This is a genomic window from Fulvivirga sp. AWR4_260, from assembly GCF_056158185.1.
Genome location: NZ_JBSWSU010000001.1, coordinates 515,573 through 534,769 on the forward strand (window position 1 = coordinate 515,573; position 19,197 = coordinate 534,769).

The 19,197-nt window shown below is 42.4% G+C and carries 1 protein-coding gene (running past one end of the window); it reads right to left on the minus strand.

The features are described 5' to 3' along the window. Window positions 1-18: 18 nt before the first annotated feature. Window positions 19-19,197, minus strand: partial view of an SDR family NAD(P)-dependent oxidoreductase gene (locus ACXACQ_RS02295; protein ID WP_474974303.1) — the 3' portion only. The gene runs 12,216 nt beyond the window's last position; 19,179 of the gene's 31,395 nt are visible here — the last part of the coding sequence; the start codon falls outside the window, past its right edge; its stop codon occupies window positions 19-21.

Sequence of the window (19,197 nt, forward strand, 5' to 3'; positions counted from 1 at the left end):
CGGTTGATGTAATTTAGGTTAGTTTATTGCGTGTAATAAAGGGTGTAACACATCGCTGGAATGATGGCCATTAGAACCATTATGCCCATTTTTGCCGTTTTTACCATTTGACTCATGATGACCGTTAAGGCCATTTTCATGGTTCAATAATGGGTGTACACCATTGACAGAAGCCTGGGGAATAGCGGCTCCTTCGGTGATTTTGACCCAATATCTTTCCTGAGCAAATGGGTAATTCGGCAGGCTCAACTTCTGAGGTTTGGCGCCCTCATATAATGAAGCCCAGCTGATATTTACTCCTTTAGTCCACAATTCGGCTAATACTTTAGCCTCTTTATTGTCCAATGCAGATTGAACATACGCCTCTCCAGCCTTGCCTCTCAGCATACTGTCTAAAGCTTTTTTTCCGCTGCCTATCCAAAGGCCATCGGTATTCCCATTGAGGTAATTCGTTAGTTGGTTAATTAACTCCTGCTTACTAGCAGCTACTATTGCCACCCGTTCTTCCATCATTTCTCTACCTACCTGAAGGGTATAGGCTACATTGTGCAGGTTTACCTCTTGCGTTTCTTCTAAATAGGCTTTTAACTGTTTTACTTGATCTATTAGCTGCTCGTCTTCTTTTGCAGAAAGTACTACTACCGCTGGCATATCCGAATGGTACGTTGGGGTTGCCACTTTAGGCACATACTCCTGAATAATGACATGGGCATTACTACCTCCAGCTCCGAAGCTGCTGATACCGGCTAACCTGGGTTGGTTATTTGTGGCTGGCCAGTCTTCCAGCTGCTGCTGGATCACAAAAGCAGTATCTTCAAAATCAATGTTGGGGTTAAGTACAGTGGCATGTAATGAAGGTACTAATTGGCGATGCTGCATCTGCAGCAGTACCTTCGTTACGCCAGACACTCCGGCAGCAGACTCACAATGTCCGATGTTCGATTTAACTGATCCAATTTTACATTTTTGACCACTTAAATCTCCAAACACCGCATTGAGCCCCGCTATTTCTATAGGGTCACCCAGACTTGTACCTGTGCCATGTGCTTCTATGTAACTAAAATCTTGCGGCTTGACACCGGCTTTTTCCATCGCCTTTTTGATAACCGCAGCCTGTGCTTTAGGGTTAGGCACCGTGTAGCCATTTGTTTTACCACCATGATTAAGCGAAGTACCTTTTATGACTCCGTAAATTCTGTCTCCATCGGCTTCAGCCTGACTCAAACGCTTCAGTAAAACGGCTCCTACTCCTTCACCAGGTACATATCCTTCTCCTCCTTCTCCGAAACTTTCGCATCTTCCTTTGCTACTGGCAAATCTACCTTGGCTTAATAAGCGGTATTTATTAGGATGTACACTTACGTTGACACCACCAGCAATGGCCATATCGGTTTCTCCCAATTGAATATCTTTACACGCCAAATGAATAGCGGTAAGTGAAGAAGAACACATGGTATCTACTGCCATGCTTGGTCCGTGTAAGTTAAAGAAATAAGATACACGATTAGCAATTCCACTAGGGTTGGCCAGCGTAGCGAAAGGGTTGCCTTTTAAGGTTTCTTCTGCTCCAAAGAGTTGATACTCTTCGTACATTACCCCGGCATACACGCCTACTTTACCTCCCAGCTCCTCATCAGTTACATTACCTTTGAGCTGCTCTTTGGTATAGCCGGCATCTTCCATGGTATGATAGACCGTTTGTAAGAACATCCTTTCTTGCGGGTCCATCAATTCGGCCTCTAATGGCGAAATGCCAAAGAATAATGGATCAAACTTATCGATATCGCTCATAAAACCGCCCCACTTGCTGTAGCTCTTTCCTTCTACTCCTTTTTCAGGGGTATAAAAGCCTTCTAATCCCCAACGATCTTTAGGTATTTCTGTAATACTGTCTACGCCAGCTTTCAGGTTTTCCCAGAATTCATTCAAGTCTCTAGCACCAGGGTACCTGCCGCTCATTCCTATAATGGCGATATCCTCAAACGCACCTTGCGGTTTGTCATTAACTGGCTGAGTCTTCTGGTTTTTAGTTCTTCTAGAAGCGTTAGTAACCTTGCTGTTGATTGGCTCAGTAACTACCGCTGTTTTTTTCTCTTGAGTACCTCCAGTCAGCTGTTGAAGTGTTGTCGCATGATTTTTAGTGAAATAGGCTAGCAACTCATTGAACGTCTGACATTCAAAGAATAATGTTCTAGGTACTTTTCCAAAGATGTCTTGCAGCCTGTTGTTCAGCTTCATAATCATCACAGAATCAATGCCGTATTCTTCAAATGGAGCATCTCCTTCTAAGCGATCTTCCGCTATTTTCAATTCTTCTGCCAATACACCTCTTAAATACAAGTAGGCAGCGTCTTCAGATAAATCCTCCGCAGGCATAGCTGCCGGCTGGGGAGCCGCTTGCTGCACCTCTACTGTTTTCGCTTCTTCCATCTGGAAAGTAACTGGCACCTGCTCCGTACCATACACCACTACCGCATGACCGTTGTGTGTAGTAAGCAATTGCTCAAACATGGCCACACCTTCTTCTTTAGGCATTGGCACAAACCCGAACTGGCTTTTCATAAAGGCTTCGGTAGCTTCATTCACATGCATGCCGCCATCTTTCCATAGTGGCCAACTCATACTGATAGTTCTACCGCTACGTTTCACTGAGCTTACCAGCTCATTTCTATACACCGCGTAGTTATCCATAAATGCATTACCAGAAGCATAATCTGCCTGGCCAGCATTACCTGCGATACCTGCTACACTAGAGAAGAGCACCATAAAATCTAAGTTTTCCTCTTTTGTAGCAGTATCAAGATGTTTGGTACCCTCCACTTTTGGCTGTAGTACTTCCAGCATTTGCTCATTGGCTTTGTTCACCAATAGGCTATCTCTTATCACTCCGGCACTATGAATGATGCCATTCAACTGACCGTATTTTTGTTTGATATCAGCAATCAGCGTTTTTACTGATGCCTCATCTGCCACATCACAAGCAACATATGCTGCTCGCAAGTGCGCTATATCATTTTTACGTTTTTCATTTAATGGGCTTCTTCCGGTCAGGATCAATTGTGTGCCTGCTGTTTCATTGATGTACTCAGCAAACAGTTTCCCTAAACCTCCTGCACCACCGGTTATTAGATAAACTCCATTTTCCTTCACAGCAATGGCCGGTTGTGGTTCAGCTAAATGAGCGAGTTTTTTCACCTTTCGCTCACCCTCTGTTAGCTTTACTTCTACATCATTGGTAGTCAATTCGGCTTCTACCCATGAAGAAAGCTGATCTATATGTGCGATAGACAAATCTTCTACCGCAATGATTTTACCTTCAATTTTAGGATTCTCTTGTGATGCTGATTTCAACAGACCACTGATAAATCCATATTCTTGATATTCCTCTGTTTTAAATACCACTACCAGCTTGCAAGCTTCATTAGCGCGCATTTTGGCAGTAAGCTTTTCTTTAATGTGAAGGAATAGTGCTATTTCATGGCTAGGATTAATGACTTCAACCTCCATCTCTAGCGATTCTTGTAAGTGCTCCGCTACATCTGGTGTGCCACCTACTAATAAAAGCTCTGCTAAAGTTTCCGTTGTTTTTTGTGCCGTTACCGGCTGTACCTCCCAGCTATTTTGGTATAAATAAGTGGACAAGCCATCCTTTTGCGCGCTGGTTTTAGTGGCCATAGCAATAGCCACAAAATCTTTAAAGCTTACACACAGCTCCCCTTGCTCATTGTATATAAATACATCAAATGTCTTCAGCTTTTGGTCATCAGCACCCTTCACTCGCTGCGCATAACTCCACACCGTTTCCGGCACTGGCTGGTAGACACTAACTTCTCCCACACTAAAAGGTATGGACAGACCAAAATCTTTATGATCAAAGAACATGGCATTACACGTTTGTAAAGCACTATCTACAATACCCGGAGGTAACGCTAAGTCATTTGCTGGCGAAGTCAGTTTAATTTTGGCTAGTGCCTTATCCTGATTATAACTCACCTGCTGAATACCTTGGAATGTTGTGCCATACTGCAACCCTATTTTTTGGAATAAACGGTAGCAGGCATTCGCATCCTTTTGCTGATGGAGTCCTTTTTTAAGTGATTCTATATCGACAGCAGGAGCTGCATCTATAGGTGCCGTGCTTATTTTACCGCTACTATGGATTTCCTCTTCACCATCTTTTTCTGTGAAAACTTCAAATTCATAATCAGCACCTTCTTGGTATACTCCCACACGTACCGTACGTGCTTTTCCATTTACATGAAGTGGAGCAAGCCACTCTACATCTTTTATAACAGTTACTTTCTCTGTTAATGATTTGTCTCCTGCCATTCGAGCCAATTCCAAATAAGCTGCTCCAGGGAAAATCTTTTCATCATTTACCTTGTGGTCATGTAAAAAGAACTCTTTACCTGTATATGTGCTGCTAAAAATTTGCTCATGCAGTGTAGAATCATTGTTATGTAGGAGCGTATGTAGTTTTCGTCCGCCCAATGCCTTTTCATCTACCTTTACCCAATAACTCTCGCGAGCAAAAGGATAAGTAGGCAATGATAATTTTGCAGGACTACCATTAACATATAATGGTTGCCAGTCTACTTTTGCCCCCTGTACCCATTGCTCTGCCAAAGTAGTAGCATTGACCACTTGGATGCCCGCTGTCTTTCTTGCTTTGGCTTTATTTTTCCGGATGCTTCCAGTAAGTAAGCCAGCAGTATTTCCTGCAATAAATGCATTAAGTTGTGCTTTAAGGTCAGCAACAGCATCCGTGAGTATCACTAAACGCTCTTCCATAGAAGCCCTACCTACTTGTAAGGTATAGGCTACATCCTGCAGTGCTACTTCAGGTCTAACTGTTAAATAGTTCAATAAATTTTTCGCCTGATCTTTAAGCTGCTGTTGGCTTTTAGCGGATAATGGTACCGCTACAGGCCCGTTATTATCATATGACTTTTGCGCTTTTGCCTGATAATCTTCTACCACAATATGCGCATTGGTACCACTAAAGCCGAAACTACTTATGGCTGCCCTTCTTGGCACTGCTGACGCTGGCCAGCTTTCTAATTGTGTTTGTATTCTAAAAGGACTATTCTCTAACTCAATTAGAGGATTCGTCTTTTTGTAATTCAATGTAGGAGGCAATTGTCCGTACTTAAACGAAAGCAATATTTTCATTAACCCGGCAGAACCTGCCGCCTCCAGCGCATGTCCTAAATTAGTTTTAGAACTGCCCAAGCTACAGAATTGCTTTTTGTCAGTATGCGCTCGGAATGAAGCGGTCAACGCCTCAAACTCGATAGGGTCACCAAGACTGGTGCCTGTTCCATGCGCTTCTACATAACCTATAGTCTCCGGATTGATGTTAAACTTGGCATAAACTTCTTGCTCCAATGCTTTTTGTGAAAGCACGCTTGGCGCGGTTATGCCATTGGTAGCACCATCTTGATTAGTCATGCTTCCTTTGATAACACCATAGATATGATCACCATCACGCTCAGCATCTGCCAATCGTTTCATCATGAATACACCAACACCTTCGCCCGGCACAAAACCATTGGCGCGCTCATCAAAAGTATAACACTGTCCATCAGGTGAAAGCATTCCAGCTCTTTCTGCTAAGGTGTATACATACAATGAGTTGATAATATTTACCCCTCCGGTAAGTACCACATCCGTATCTCCTCGCTGTAGACTGGCGCAAGCCAAATCTATGGCTACTAAAGAACTGCTACAAGCGGTATCTAGCGACACTGCCGGCCCTTTCAGGTTCAGTAAATAAGAAATTCTAGAGGCTAAAATAGCATTAGAATTACCCCACATGGCTGCCGCTTGCTCTCCTTCTGTTCTTCCCAAATAATCACCTTGTGCCACTCCCACATAAACACCACACTTGGCATCAGAAAGTTTTTCCGGATTGATGGCTGCATCTTCTATAGCCTTCCAGCAATGCTCTAAGAACAAACGCTGCTGTGGGTCCATCATTTCGGCTTCACTACCCGAAAGTTTGAAAAACAATGGATCGAATTTATCAATATCTCTGAGGAAACTTCCCCATCGGTCAACCACCTTATCGGTGCTTTTATAATTACTTCCGCTAATGCTGTCCGTCCAGCGGTCTGCAGGAAGCTTTTCTATCAAACTTTTGCCATCGCGCAGTGCTTCCCAGTATTCTTCCAGGTTATTAGCCTTTCCAAACTGACCACTGATACCTACAATGGCAATATCAGTACTTGCTGGAGCTTCTCTTTTCGCTACTGGTGCAGCAACCTCTTCTTTTAAAGGCGTGATTACTGTTGATTTACTATCAGCCATTACTACTTCTTCTGGCTCACTAACTTCTACTAGCTTGCTGATCTCTTCTCCAAACATGGCAGCGATGTATTTCGCTAATTGCTCAATATTTGGATAGCTATAAAGGTCAGTGGCCTTCATGCTAATATTCAATGCCTGATTGATATTTAGCACTAGCGTATTGCCCATTACAGAATCAAATCCGTAATCTTTAAACTGCTCTTCTGTGTCAAATTCTTCAGCCGGAATTTTAATGGTTTCCGAAGCAATCTCAATTAATTGTTCTACCAACCAATCTTCTGTATTGACTTGAGGTGTATGAACCACCTCTTTTTCTTGAGAAACTTTTACTTCTGCTGCAGGAGCCTCTTCCACTTCAATAAAAGTGGACGTATTCGCCTGCGTTTTAATTTCCGGCAACCAATACCTGTTTCTGGCAAATGGGTAAGTTGGCAATTTTATTTTTGTAGGCGTTCCATGGCTATAGAGCGCTTTCCAATCTACCTTTTCGCCTGCCAGCCACTGTTCAGCCGCCTTTACTTCATCTGCATTATTCGTTACTCCTGTAGTGAATAATTGCTTATCAGCATGGTTGCTATATTCTTTTAATAATCTACTGAGCTCCGCTACTGACTGCACCACAAATGCTACCTTTTGCTTCATGGTTTCTCTTCCCACTTGCAGCGTGTAGGCCATTTGATGCAAATTCACTTCAGGCTCAGCCGATATGTAATTCAATAAGTTTTGCACCTGCTCAGTCAACCTGTCCGCCTTTTTAGCAGATATAGGTATGATTACAGGTGATGTACTTTGGTATGTATTTTTTGTTTTAGGCTTATATTCTTCAATAACCACATGGGCATTAGCACCACCAAATCCAAAACTACTTACACCAGCAATACGTGGCTTGTTGCTTTGCCATGCTTGCGTCTCCTGCATTAAGAAGAATGGTGTATTATCTAATTTCAGGTACTCATTTGGCGTTTTCAGTTGTGGATTGCCCGGTATTTTTTGGTTTTGTATCGCCAAAATCAACTTCATGACTCCGGCAATTCCTGCCGCAGCTTCTAAGTGCCCAATATTTGTTTTAACACTACCCAAACCACAATAGGCATCGGTAGGCATCTCTTCACCATGCGCTTTATACAGCTCTTTAAAAGCCAACTTCAATGCCTCCACTTCTATAGGATCACCCAGTGGAGTTCCTGTTCCGTGTGCTTCTATATAAGAAATATCACGCGGATGAATGCCTGCCGCACGGTAAGCTTTCACCAAAAGATCTTTCTGCGCCATTGGGTTGGGCGAAGTCAGGGTGTTGGCTTTTCCTCCATGATTCTCTGCTGTGCTGCGGATAATGCCATAGATCACATCTCCATCCTTTTCAGCCTCAGCCAATGACTTCAGCACTATAATACCTACGCCTTCTCCACGTACATAACCGTTAGCTCCCTGATCGAAAGTTTTGCATCGGCCATCATCACTAAGCATACCTGCCTGGCTAAAATTAAGGGTTAGCTCTGGAGAAAGAATAGCATTAACACCTCCTGCAATAGCCATAGTACAATGGCCATTTTTAATATTTTCTACCGCTCTGTGAATGGCTATTAGTGAACTTGAACATGCCGTATCAATAGGTTCACTAGGCCCGTGAAGGTCTAATAGATACGATATTCTATTCACCAATACGCTATGTGCAGAACCTGTAGTATTATGAATATGACCAGCAGTTTCCGGGTGATTGTATAATAAAGAAGAATAATCTAAACCAGAAACGCCAATAAATACTCCTGTATCGGTACCTCTTACCGCATGCGAACCAATGCCAGCATCTTCTAATGCCTGATGTACGGCTTCAAGGGTAATGCGCTGTTGCGGATCGAGCAATTCAGCTTCACGAGGCGTGATGCCAAAAAACAACGGATCGAATTTATCAATATCACTAATAAAACCGCCCCATTTGGCTTTGGTCTTATTTTTATCCATCTGAGGATCACCGTACAAGGCTTTCCAGTCCCAACGATCAGCCGGTATTTCCGTGATCAGGTCTTTATTGCTTTCAAGGTTCTTCCAGAAACTATCTACATCAGGAGAACCAGGGAAACGTCCACTGATCCCCACAATAGCTACAGCATCTTCTTGCTGTGGTAAAGCTTGTGGCTGTACTTTCACGGCAGTATTAGATAGTGAAAATCTTGACCTGCTTGTTTTTCTAGTAGTTGAAGCTTCAATGGCCTGTGGTGCAATTTCCTCTACCTCCTGTTCAGCAGAAGGGTTTGCAGCTCCGTGCATGGCTGCCATTTCTGAAGGATGCTCTTCTATTAAATACGCTGCTAATGCACTTACCGTAGCATAATTAAAGAATACGGTTGGCATTAAGTCTACATTATAAAAACTACTTAATGCTTGCGACAAACGTGTGAGTAAGATAGAGTCTAGTCCATAATCACCAAATTCACTATCTTTTTCTATGATGGAAGTATCGATCTTCAATAACTGACCGACCATTTCCAACAATTTATCTTCTACCTTCTCTACTAACCCGCCAGCCTGAGGTTGTGCTTGCGTTTCGGCCTGCACTTTCTTTTTAGGCTGTAGCTTTTCTACCAAGCTATATTTTCCATAAGTAACTATTACCTGCGCAGCTGTTGATTTCAAGGCATCGTCAAAAAGCTGAAGCCCTGTTGCTGTGGGCATAGGTAATAAGCCCCATTGCTTTTCTAAATATTGCTCACTGGCGGCTGCCACCTGCATACCTCCAGATTGCCATAATGGCCAGTTGATACTGATCGTTTTACCCGCTTTTGTGGCATTTCGTTGTGCCGCAAAATGATCCAGATAACTATTGGCCGAAGCATAATCTGCTTGTCCCATATTGCCCATCACCGCTGCAATGGATGAGAAAAGCACCATGAAATCAAGCTGAAGATGTGCCGTTGCTGTATCCAGGTTTTTAACCCCTTCTATTTTAGCATTAAGCACTTCATGTATTTCTTGTGCTGTTTTATTCAGGATTAAACTATCACGGATAGCGCCTGCACTGTGAATAATTCCATTGAGCTGGCCATATTGCTGCGTGATTTTTTCAATGAGTACATTCACCTCATCAGCATTACTTACATCACAAACTTCATATACCGCATGCGGTAAAGTTTTGAGATAAGCTGCCTTTTCTTCATTCAGCGCACTTCTACCGGTAAGTACAAGTTGTACTCCTGATGTTTTTGCCAGATGGTCGGCAAATATTTGTCCTAAACCTCCGGCACCTCCTGTAATCAGGTAAACACCATTTTCCTTAATGCTCAAGTCATCGGCCTGATCAAGAACAGTATTTACTAATGCCTTTACTGTTCTCTCCCCTGCTTCATATTTCACCTCCGCCTCTTTGTCCTGTTGTTCATTTTCAAGTATTTCAGCCAGTTGATCTATCTCTGACAAACCGAGGCTTTCTACGCTGATTACTTTTCCATGCATCTTAGGATTTTCCTGATTAACCGTTTTCATTAAACCGCTAATGAAGTTATACGCTTGTGCATCAGCATGGCTATGTACCACCATCAGCTGTACGGCTTCTTTTCCAGCAAGTATAGCTTTCGTGTTTTCCAGTAAAGTATTGAAGAAACTTTCTTCATCAGCCGCAGTAATGGCTATCACTTCTATTTCCAAACGCTCCTGTAGCTGATCGGCCAGTGCTGCTGCTCCACCAGCTAATACCACCACACTCCTGTTCTCTGCTAATGAAGGAGATGCTGCTTTAGCCTTCCATTCATTTTTATAGATGAAGGTTTCTCCAGATTTGTTTTTCGATTTGGTGAAGCCATCTAAAGGCAGTGCCACAAAATCTTTGAAGCTCACCAGTATTTCACCTTTTTCATTCACAAGGTCTATATCGTAACTCTCTACTTTCTCACCATGGTTTTTACCCGAATCGCTCTTGCGTGCATAACCCCATGTTTCTTTGGCTTGGCTTAAATCGTGATAGAAAATTACTTCACCTAAGTAATAAGGCAACTCCAGCTTATAATTGTGAAGCTTCTCAATATTAACTCCACTAAGTGTATGCAGTAAACTATCAAAAACGCCTGGGCTATACATGAAACCTTTCAGTCCCGCCAAGTCTATCCTCGACAATGAAGTGCCATTGCTCATATATAACTTTTGCACTCCTTGATAAGTATTTCCTAACTGAAGCCCTTCCGTTTTGAAAGTATCATATATAATGCTACCCTGAAGCGTATCAGAAGCCTTAGCCTTTAAGCCCTCTAAATCTATTGGCGCTGGTTCTGTTACTTCATCGGTATAGATAGCGCCACTACTGTGGATCACCTCATCTTCACCTTGCTGGCTATAAACCTCAAAGTCTATAGCATGACCATTAGCATATAAGCCAGTAAAAATTTCTGCTGGTTTTGTCTCAGCTACAATAGGCGCCAACCAACTAACCCCTTTCAGTCGAGTGACCTTTTTCTTAGCCGCTGTAGCTCCTGCTACTCTGGCCAACTCAAGATAAGCTACACCTGGTAAAATTTTCTCGTTACGCACCACATGGTCTTGCAAGAAAATCTCTTCTCCGGTATAAATACTAGCATACTTCTGCTCTTCAAGATCAGAATCATTGGTATGCAACAATGGGTGTATTTTAGATTGAATTTGTATCGCTTTGGCATTTTCAAACTCAGGAACCCAATAGCGCTGTCTTGCAAAAGGATAAGTTGGGATGCTTATTTTTGAAGGTTTTTGGCCTTCATATAGCAAATTCCAATCTAACGAAACTCCTTTAACCCAAAGCTGAGCCAGAGACTTGCTTTCTTTATTTTCGATAGCATAATTGATATAGGCTTTTCCTGCACCGCCTTCTAAAAGCAAGTCGGTTTTATCCTTTTTGATATTACCAAGTAACAACCCGGAAGTATTACCACTTACATATTGTGTCAATTGTTCGATTAAATCATCAACACTGCTCACCACTAAAGCCAATCGTTCTTCCATGGCTTCTCTACCTTGTTGTAGTGTGTAAGCCAGCTGAGCAATATTCACATCATACTTTTGCAAGTATGATTTCAATTGACTTGCCGAAGCTTTAAGACGGTCTTCATTTCGGGCTGACAATGGAATAATCATAGTAGAATTACCAGTGTATTGCGCTTTAGGCTTAGGCTGGTATTCTTCAATAATCACATGGGCATTGGCTCCTCCAAATCCAAAACTACTGATACCTGCTATGCGTGATTTTCCTGTCTCATTGGTCCATGCTGCCGTATCTTGACATAAATAGAATGGCGAACCCTCTAATTGCAAATAATGATTCGACTCATTCAGGTGCACATTGCCAGGCAACGTCTGGTGTTTCATAGCCAATAACACCTTCATAACACCGGCTACACCAGCCGCTGATTCTAAATGACCAATATTTGTTTTTACACTGCCCAAACCAACATGTGGCTGTTGTGGCATGGCTAATTGATGATCTTTATATAGTTCCTTAAACGTCAGCTTGAGCGCTTCGACTTCTATAGGGTCACCCAAAGGTGTTCCTGTTCCGTGCGCTTCTATGTATGAAATGTCTCTAGGATCGATACCCGCAGCACGGTAAGCCTTTAACAGCAATTCTTTTTGTGCTACTGGATTAGGTGATGTCAGGGTGTTAGCTCTACCACCATGATTTTCAGCAGTACCTCTTATTACACCATAAATAACATCGCCATCGGCCTCTGCCTGAGACAATGATTTCAATAACAGCACACCTACACCTTCGCCACGTACATAACCGTTGGCACTTTGGTCAAATGTTTTACATCGGCCATTTTGGCTTAGCATGCCCGCCTGACTAAAACTCAACGTAAGCTCAGGAGATAAAATGGCATTTACACCTCCGGCCAACGCCATGGTGCAATGCCCCGCCTGAATATTTTCTACCGCCCTGTGTATGGCTATCAATGAACTAGAACAAGCAGTATCGATAGGCTCACTTGGACCACGAAGGTCTAATAAGTAAGAAATACGGTTAACCAATACAGAATGAGCCGTTCCGGTCGGGAACTGCGCTTCGTTGATGGTCTCCACCTTATTTTTCATCAGCATGGTGTAGTCTGAGCTAGAAACTCCCATAAACACCCCTGTGCTGGTGCCTTTAATTTTGGTAGCACCAATTCCTGAATCTTCAATAGCCTGATAAACAGCCTCTAAAGCTATGCGCTGCTGTGGATCCATCAGCTCCGCTTCTACGGGTGAAATGCCAAAGAATAATGGATCAAACTTATCGATATCGCTAATAAAGCCTCCCCATTTCGCTTTGGTCTTAAAGCGATCCTTTTGAGGATCACCATCGAACTGTTGCCAGTCCCAACGATCAGCTGGTATTTCAGTGATCAGGTCTTTGTTTTCCTTCAGGTTATTCCAGAATGTATCTAAATCAGGAGAACCAGGAAAACGACCGCTCACCCCTACGATAGCCACAGGCTCGGGTTGTCCTTTTGCCTGAGGTGCCACAGTAGCGGTTTGTGTATGATAATTAATTGTTTTGTTTCTTTTCCTTCTACTCACAGTCTCCACTTCTGCAGATGGAATCACCTCTGCTGCTGTTTCCGCTTCTTCTACTACATTATTCTTGTGATAAGAAGGATGCTTTTTACTCACGATGGCTTCATGGTCTTCCACCAAAAATGCAGCTAACGAGTTTACTGTATTATAATTAAAGAATGCAGTAGGCATCAGGTCAAGATCGTAATGTCCATTGAGCGTCTGCGCAAAGCGAGTGAGGATCATGGAGTCTAATCCTATTTCTCCAAATTCCTTATCAACATCTATTTTCTGAGCATCAATTTTTAGTAGCTTGCTCACCATGTCCAAGACTTTTGCCGCTACTTTTTCCTGTAATTCAGCAGTATCTGTAGCTGCAGCGGCTACCGTTTTTGATACTTTTTTAGTGGTACGTAATCTGTTAGCTAAGCTATCTTTGCCATAAGAAACTATTACCTGTGCTACATTGGCTTTCAAAGCTTGGTCAAATAAACTTAAGCCTGCCTCGGTAGGCATTGGTAAAAGTCCCCATTGCCTTTCTAAATACTGCTCACTTTCAGCAGCCACTTGCATACCACCAGATTGCCATAGCGGCCAGTTGATGCTTATGGTTTTTCCATGGCGTTTATGGTCAGCATTTCTTAACGCAGCAAAATTATCGAGATAGCTATTGGCTGATGCATAATCTGATTGCCCCATATTGCCCATAACAGCAGCAATAGAAGAGAACAGCACCATAAAATCTAGCTTCATGCCGAGTGTAGCTTCATCAAGGTTTTTAATTCCTTGAATTTTAGCACTCATTACAGTATGTACTTCTGCTGCTGTTTTATTGATAATGAGACTATCTTTGATAGTACCGGCACTATGAATAATACCGTCTAATTTTCCGTAGTTAGTCGTAATTTTTTCTATTAAAGCATACACCGCATTAACATCACTGACATCACACTGCTCATAAACTGCATGAGGTAGTGTATACTCCAAGGCAAGCTTTTCTTCTGTTAGTGCACTTCTACCAGTAAGTATCAATTGTACTCCTGCAGTATTACTCAAATGCTCAGCAAACAACTGCCCTAACCCACCGGCTCCACCGGTAATTAGGTAAACGCCATTTTCTTTAATTCTAAGATTATCACTTTCAGTAAGTGACATCTCGTTGAGCTCCTTCACATATCTATTACCGGCAATATATTTTACTTCTGGCTGAGCATCTACTGCTTCCTTCGCTACCACTTCTGCTAATGTTTCAGCGTTCAGATGATCTAAAGAGATGACCTTTCCTTTAATTTTTGGATTCTCCTGAGCAATAGATTTCAACAAACCACTAATGAAGTTGTAATGCTGTCCTTCACTTTGGTGGTGCACTACCATCAATTGAGCGGTTTCCTTCTGAGTCAACAACGACTTGCTATTGTCTAATATCTGATGGAAAAAGGCCTCTTCATCAGTTTCGGTAGTAGTAATAATACTACCTTCTATTTTATCTTTCAGATTATCGGCAAATTGCGCTGCTTTACCAGCTAACACCAAAACTAAATTGTTAGCGGCATTGTCGTTTTCTGCAGGTTTTTCAGTCCAGTTATGTGCATAAGTGTAAGTACTTGCCGAATATCTTTTCTGACTACCATCAAGCGGAAGCGCCACAAAATCTTTAAAACTCACTAATACTTCTCCACGCTCATTCAATAAATCAATATCATAACTTTGAACCTTATCGCCATGATTTTTTGCAGAAGTACTCTTACGTGCATAGCCCCAAGTCTCCTTAGCTTCTTTAAGGTCTTGGTAGAAAGTTACCTCGCCCAAATAGTATGGTAAAGCCAAAACATATTTAAAGCCAGGCGAAAACAGTAGCCCGTAAACCGTGTGCAGCAAACTATCTAAAATACCAGGACTGTAAGTAAAGCCTTGAAGGCCGGTAAGGTCTATTCTTGAAAGAGAGCTTTCATTGCCTACAAACAATTGCTTCACACCACGGTAACTTGTACCCAAATCAAGACCATTGGCAATAAATGAGTCATATATCATTTGCCCATCTAACTGTCGGTCTGCAGTATTTTTTAAATGATGCAGGTCAATGGCTGCTGGAGATTCAATATTTTCAGTGCTTAAAGCTCCGCTACTGTGTACCACTTCAGCTTCTCCTCCACCGCTATATACTTCAAAATTTATCGCTCCTCCATCTTCAAAAACACTTACCGCTATCTCCTCATCATGTCCATTTACGCTTATTGGCGCCAGCCAATTTACATTCCTCAGCTTGGTCACCTGCGCCTTGCTGCTTAACTGCCCAGCCACACGTGCCAACTCCAGGTATGCTACCCCTGGCAATATTTTCACTTCACGCACTTGGTGATCTTGTAAGAAAATTTCCTTACCACTAAATACGGTCTTGTATTTTTGTTCTTCTAAATCTGATTCATTGGTGTGCACTAGAGGGTGCAGCACATTCTTCACTGCCTTTACTTCTAATTCTTCCGCTTCTGGCAACCAATATCTTTCTCTGGCAAATGGATACCCCGGCATACTGATTCGCTGTGGCAATCCATCTTCATAAGCCAATGTCCAGTTAACCTCAGCACCTTGAAGCCATAAGGCTGCTAGCTTTTCTATCTTTTTAGCTGCTAATGCCTCTGAAATTTCTTGCTGTATAGCTTCATGCTCTTTCAACTCATCAGCTGTACCTTCTTCTACATAAGCAGTAGATGATGATAAATCACCATTGATGAATTTTTCTAATTTCTCTACAAGCTCATTCTGTGAAGCAACGGTAAATGCTAAACGCTCTTCCAGTTCATCACGACCGGTTTGTAAGGTGAAGGCAATATCATAAATAGCATGCTCTCCATGCGCTACGAAGGCTACCAGTCCTTCGGCCTGACGAATAAGTGCTTCTTTATCTTTAGCAGATAATACGATAGCCACAGGACGATCACTCGTATAAGCTATCTTTTCCTTTTTATATTCTTCTATTACTATGTGGGAGTTAGCGCCACCGAAACCAAAACTACTGATACCCGCTACCCTTGCACCTGGTCCGCTCACCGGCCATTCACCAGTTTCATTACGCAAGTAGAAAGGACTATTGGCTATTTTCACATAACTGTTAGGATTCTTCAGGTGTACATTCCCCGGCAAGGTCTCGTCTTGTAAAGCAAGAATAACCTTCATTACTCCTGCAATACCAGCAGCAGCTTCTAAATGGCCAATATTGGTTTTTACACTGCCCAACCCACAATAAGGAGCCTCTGGCATGGTCAATTGCTGCTCTTTATACAGTTGTTTAAAAGCAAGCTTCAAGCCTTCCACTTCTATAGGATCACCAAGTGGCGTACCTGTTCCGTGAGCTTCTATATAAGAGATGTTTCTAGGATCAACACCAGCTGAGCGGTATGCCTTCAATAACACATCGCGTTGTGCTAAAGGATTCGGAGAAGTTAGGGTATTGGCCTTTCCTCCATGATTTTCCGCTGTACCTTTCACTACAGCATAAATATGATCTCCATCTGCTTCGGCCTTGCTTAGTGGTTTCAACACTACCATTCCAACACCTTCACCACGCACATAACCGTTAGCACTCTGGTCAAAAGTTTTGCAGCGACCATCAATACTCAACATACCTGCCTGACTAAAACTTAATGTCAACTCAGGAGATAAAATGCTATTAACACCACCGGCTACAGCCATTTCACAATTACCATTTCTGATATTTTCAACGGCACGGTGTATGGCTATTAATGAACTACTGCATGCAGTATCTATTGGTTCACTTGGCCCGTGTAAATCGAACAGGTAAGAAATTCTATTCGGTAGTACCGAATGCACTGAACCTGTAGTAGAATGTATTTGACCTGCCAGCTCACTTTGCTGAGCTATCAATGTAAAATAATCTAATCCACTTACTCCTATGAACATTCCAGTGTCAGAGCCTCTTACTTTAGAAGGTGCAATACCTGCATCTTCGAAGGCACGATACACTGCTTCAATGGCTATGCGTTGTTGCGGATCCATTAATTCGGCTTCCGTAGGCGTAATACCAAAGAAAGTAGGATCGAATTTATCTACATCAGAAATGAAACCGCCCCATTTTGCTCTGGTTTTGTTCCTTTCTTTTTGAGGGTCTCCGTCATACACTTGCCAGTCCCAACGGTCGGCAGGTATTTCAGAAATAAGGTCTTTATTATCTTTTAGGTTTTTCCAGAAGGTTTTCAAATCGGGTGATCCTGGAAATCTTCCGCTGATTCCTACAATGGCAATCGGCTCTTCACTATAAGTACTTTGCTTTGCTTGCTGCTGCGGAGCAGCTTGAGGCTCTTCATTTTGCTTGACAGCAAACCTGCTTCGCCCAGAACGTAAAGGCACTATATCTTGCGCCTTATTTTCAACAACAAAACTTTCTTCCACTTCCGGTGCTGCCTGAACTACCGGAGCCGCATGCACTTTACTCACTTCATCTAGGTGATCTTCTAATAAGAATGCAGTAAGTGTAGCTGCCGTAGGACAATTGAAAAACACAGTTGGCATTAAATCCAAACCATAAGTTTCGTTTAAAGCGTTAGCAAATTTTGACAGCAAGATAGAATCAAGTCCATATTCACCAAACTCTTTATCTTTCTTCATAGTACCGGCTGGCATTCTTAATAAATCAGATGCGATGGCCAATACTTTTGCTTCTACTTTTTTCTCGATATCTGAGGCTTCAACTGTCGCTTTTTGTTGTGGTACAGCTATCGACTTTTGCGCTACTGACTGTTCCTCGTGCTGTGTTGAAATATTCACTTCATTGCCATAAGCCACTACAAGTTGACTATGCTCGGCTGCGAGTGCACTTTCAAATAATTTTATGCCTATTTCAGAAGGCAATGGCAATAATCCCCATTTTTTGAGCATAAACTGCTCTGCAGCTTCATCTACCTGCATACCGCCTTCCTTCCAAAGTGGCCAGTTAATGCTTAAAGTATGTCCATAGCGTTTGCCTTCACTTACTTTCTGATTCCTTTCCTCTGTATAGCTATCCAAGAACATGTTGGCTGCGGCATAATCTGCCTGCCCCATATTGCCCATGATACCTGCAATGGAAGAGAAATACACCATGAAATCTAACTGTTCATTTTGTGTAGCATCGTCCAAAAGCTGTACCCCTGCAATCTTTGGAGATAAAACAGTGGCAATATCTTCATGAGTTTTATTCATCAACAGGCTATCTTTTATAGCTCCTGCGCTGTGGATAACACCATTTATTTTTCCATATTCAGCTTTCACCTCATTGATCAAGGTTGTGACCGCTGATTCATTGCTTACATCACAAACTTTATAAACCGCGTGAGGTAATGTCTTTAAAATTTGCTGACGTGCCTCGTTCAACGCACTACGGCCAGTCAATATTAACTTTACGCCATTGGTTTGCGCTAAGTGCTTGGCGAATAGCAAGCCTAAGCCTCCCATACCACCAGTAATGATGTATACACCATTTTCTTTAATGGTATATTGACCATCAATATCAACAGGAGAAAGCTGTTTAATATATCGCTGACCTGTTTCGTATTTTACTTCAGCATCGCGCGTATCAAATTCGCTAGAAATAACCGCTGATAATTCTTCAGCAGCAGATAACGCCAAGCGCTCTACACCAACTACCTTCCCAGAGAATTTAGGAGCTTCCTGTGCTGCACTTTTCAGTAAACCACTTAAGAAGCTTACATGTTGCTGATCCGCATTTTCAAATATTACCTGAAGGTGTACCGCTTCACGAGAAACCATTAGACCCTTCACTTGAGCATGAAGTTGATGGAACAGCTCTTCTTCGTTAGTAAGAGCTACTGTTGTAACTTCCACTTCCAGCATTTCTTGTAGCTGCTCTGCAAGTTGCACCGTACCTCCGGCCAACAAAACATGCTGCTGTGCATGGCTTGATACGCCTACGGGAGCTGAAGAAGTCCAGCCATTTGTGAAGAGGTGAGTTGAAGCATCATTAGCACTCAATGTGGTTTTAGCTATACCATCAAGCGTGAGTACCACAAAATCCTTAAAGCTCACCAACACTTCTCCGGCAGCATTCAGCAAGAAGAAATCGTAATTACTGATTTTTCCTTTGCTGGAAGCACTTCTTCTTATGTATCCATAAAATTCGTTTAGTCCATCAAGTTGCTGGTAGAAATTCACTTCACCCACGAAATATGGTAGCGCCAATTGATAAGCTTTACCCTCGTGAGTAAGTAAACCATAGAAAGTATGGAGTAAACTATCTAAAATACCAGGGCTGTAGGTAAAGTGTTCCAATCCATTGAGTTGAATTCGAGACAACGCACCATTAGCTCCTGCCTTTATTTCTTTTACACCTTGGTAAGTAACACCAAGATTTAATCCCTGCTTATTGAATGCATGATAAAC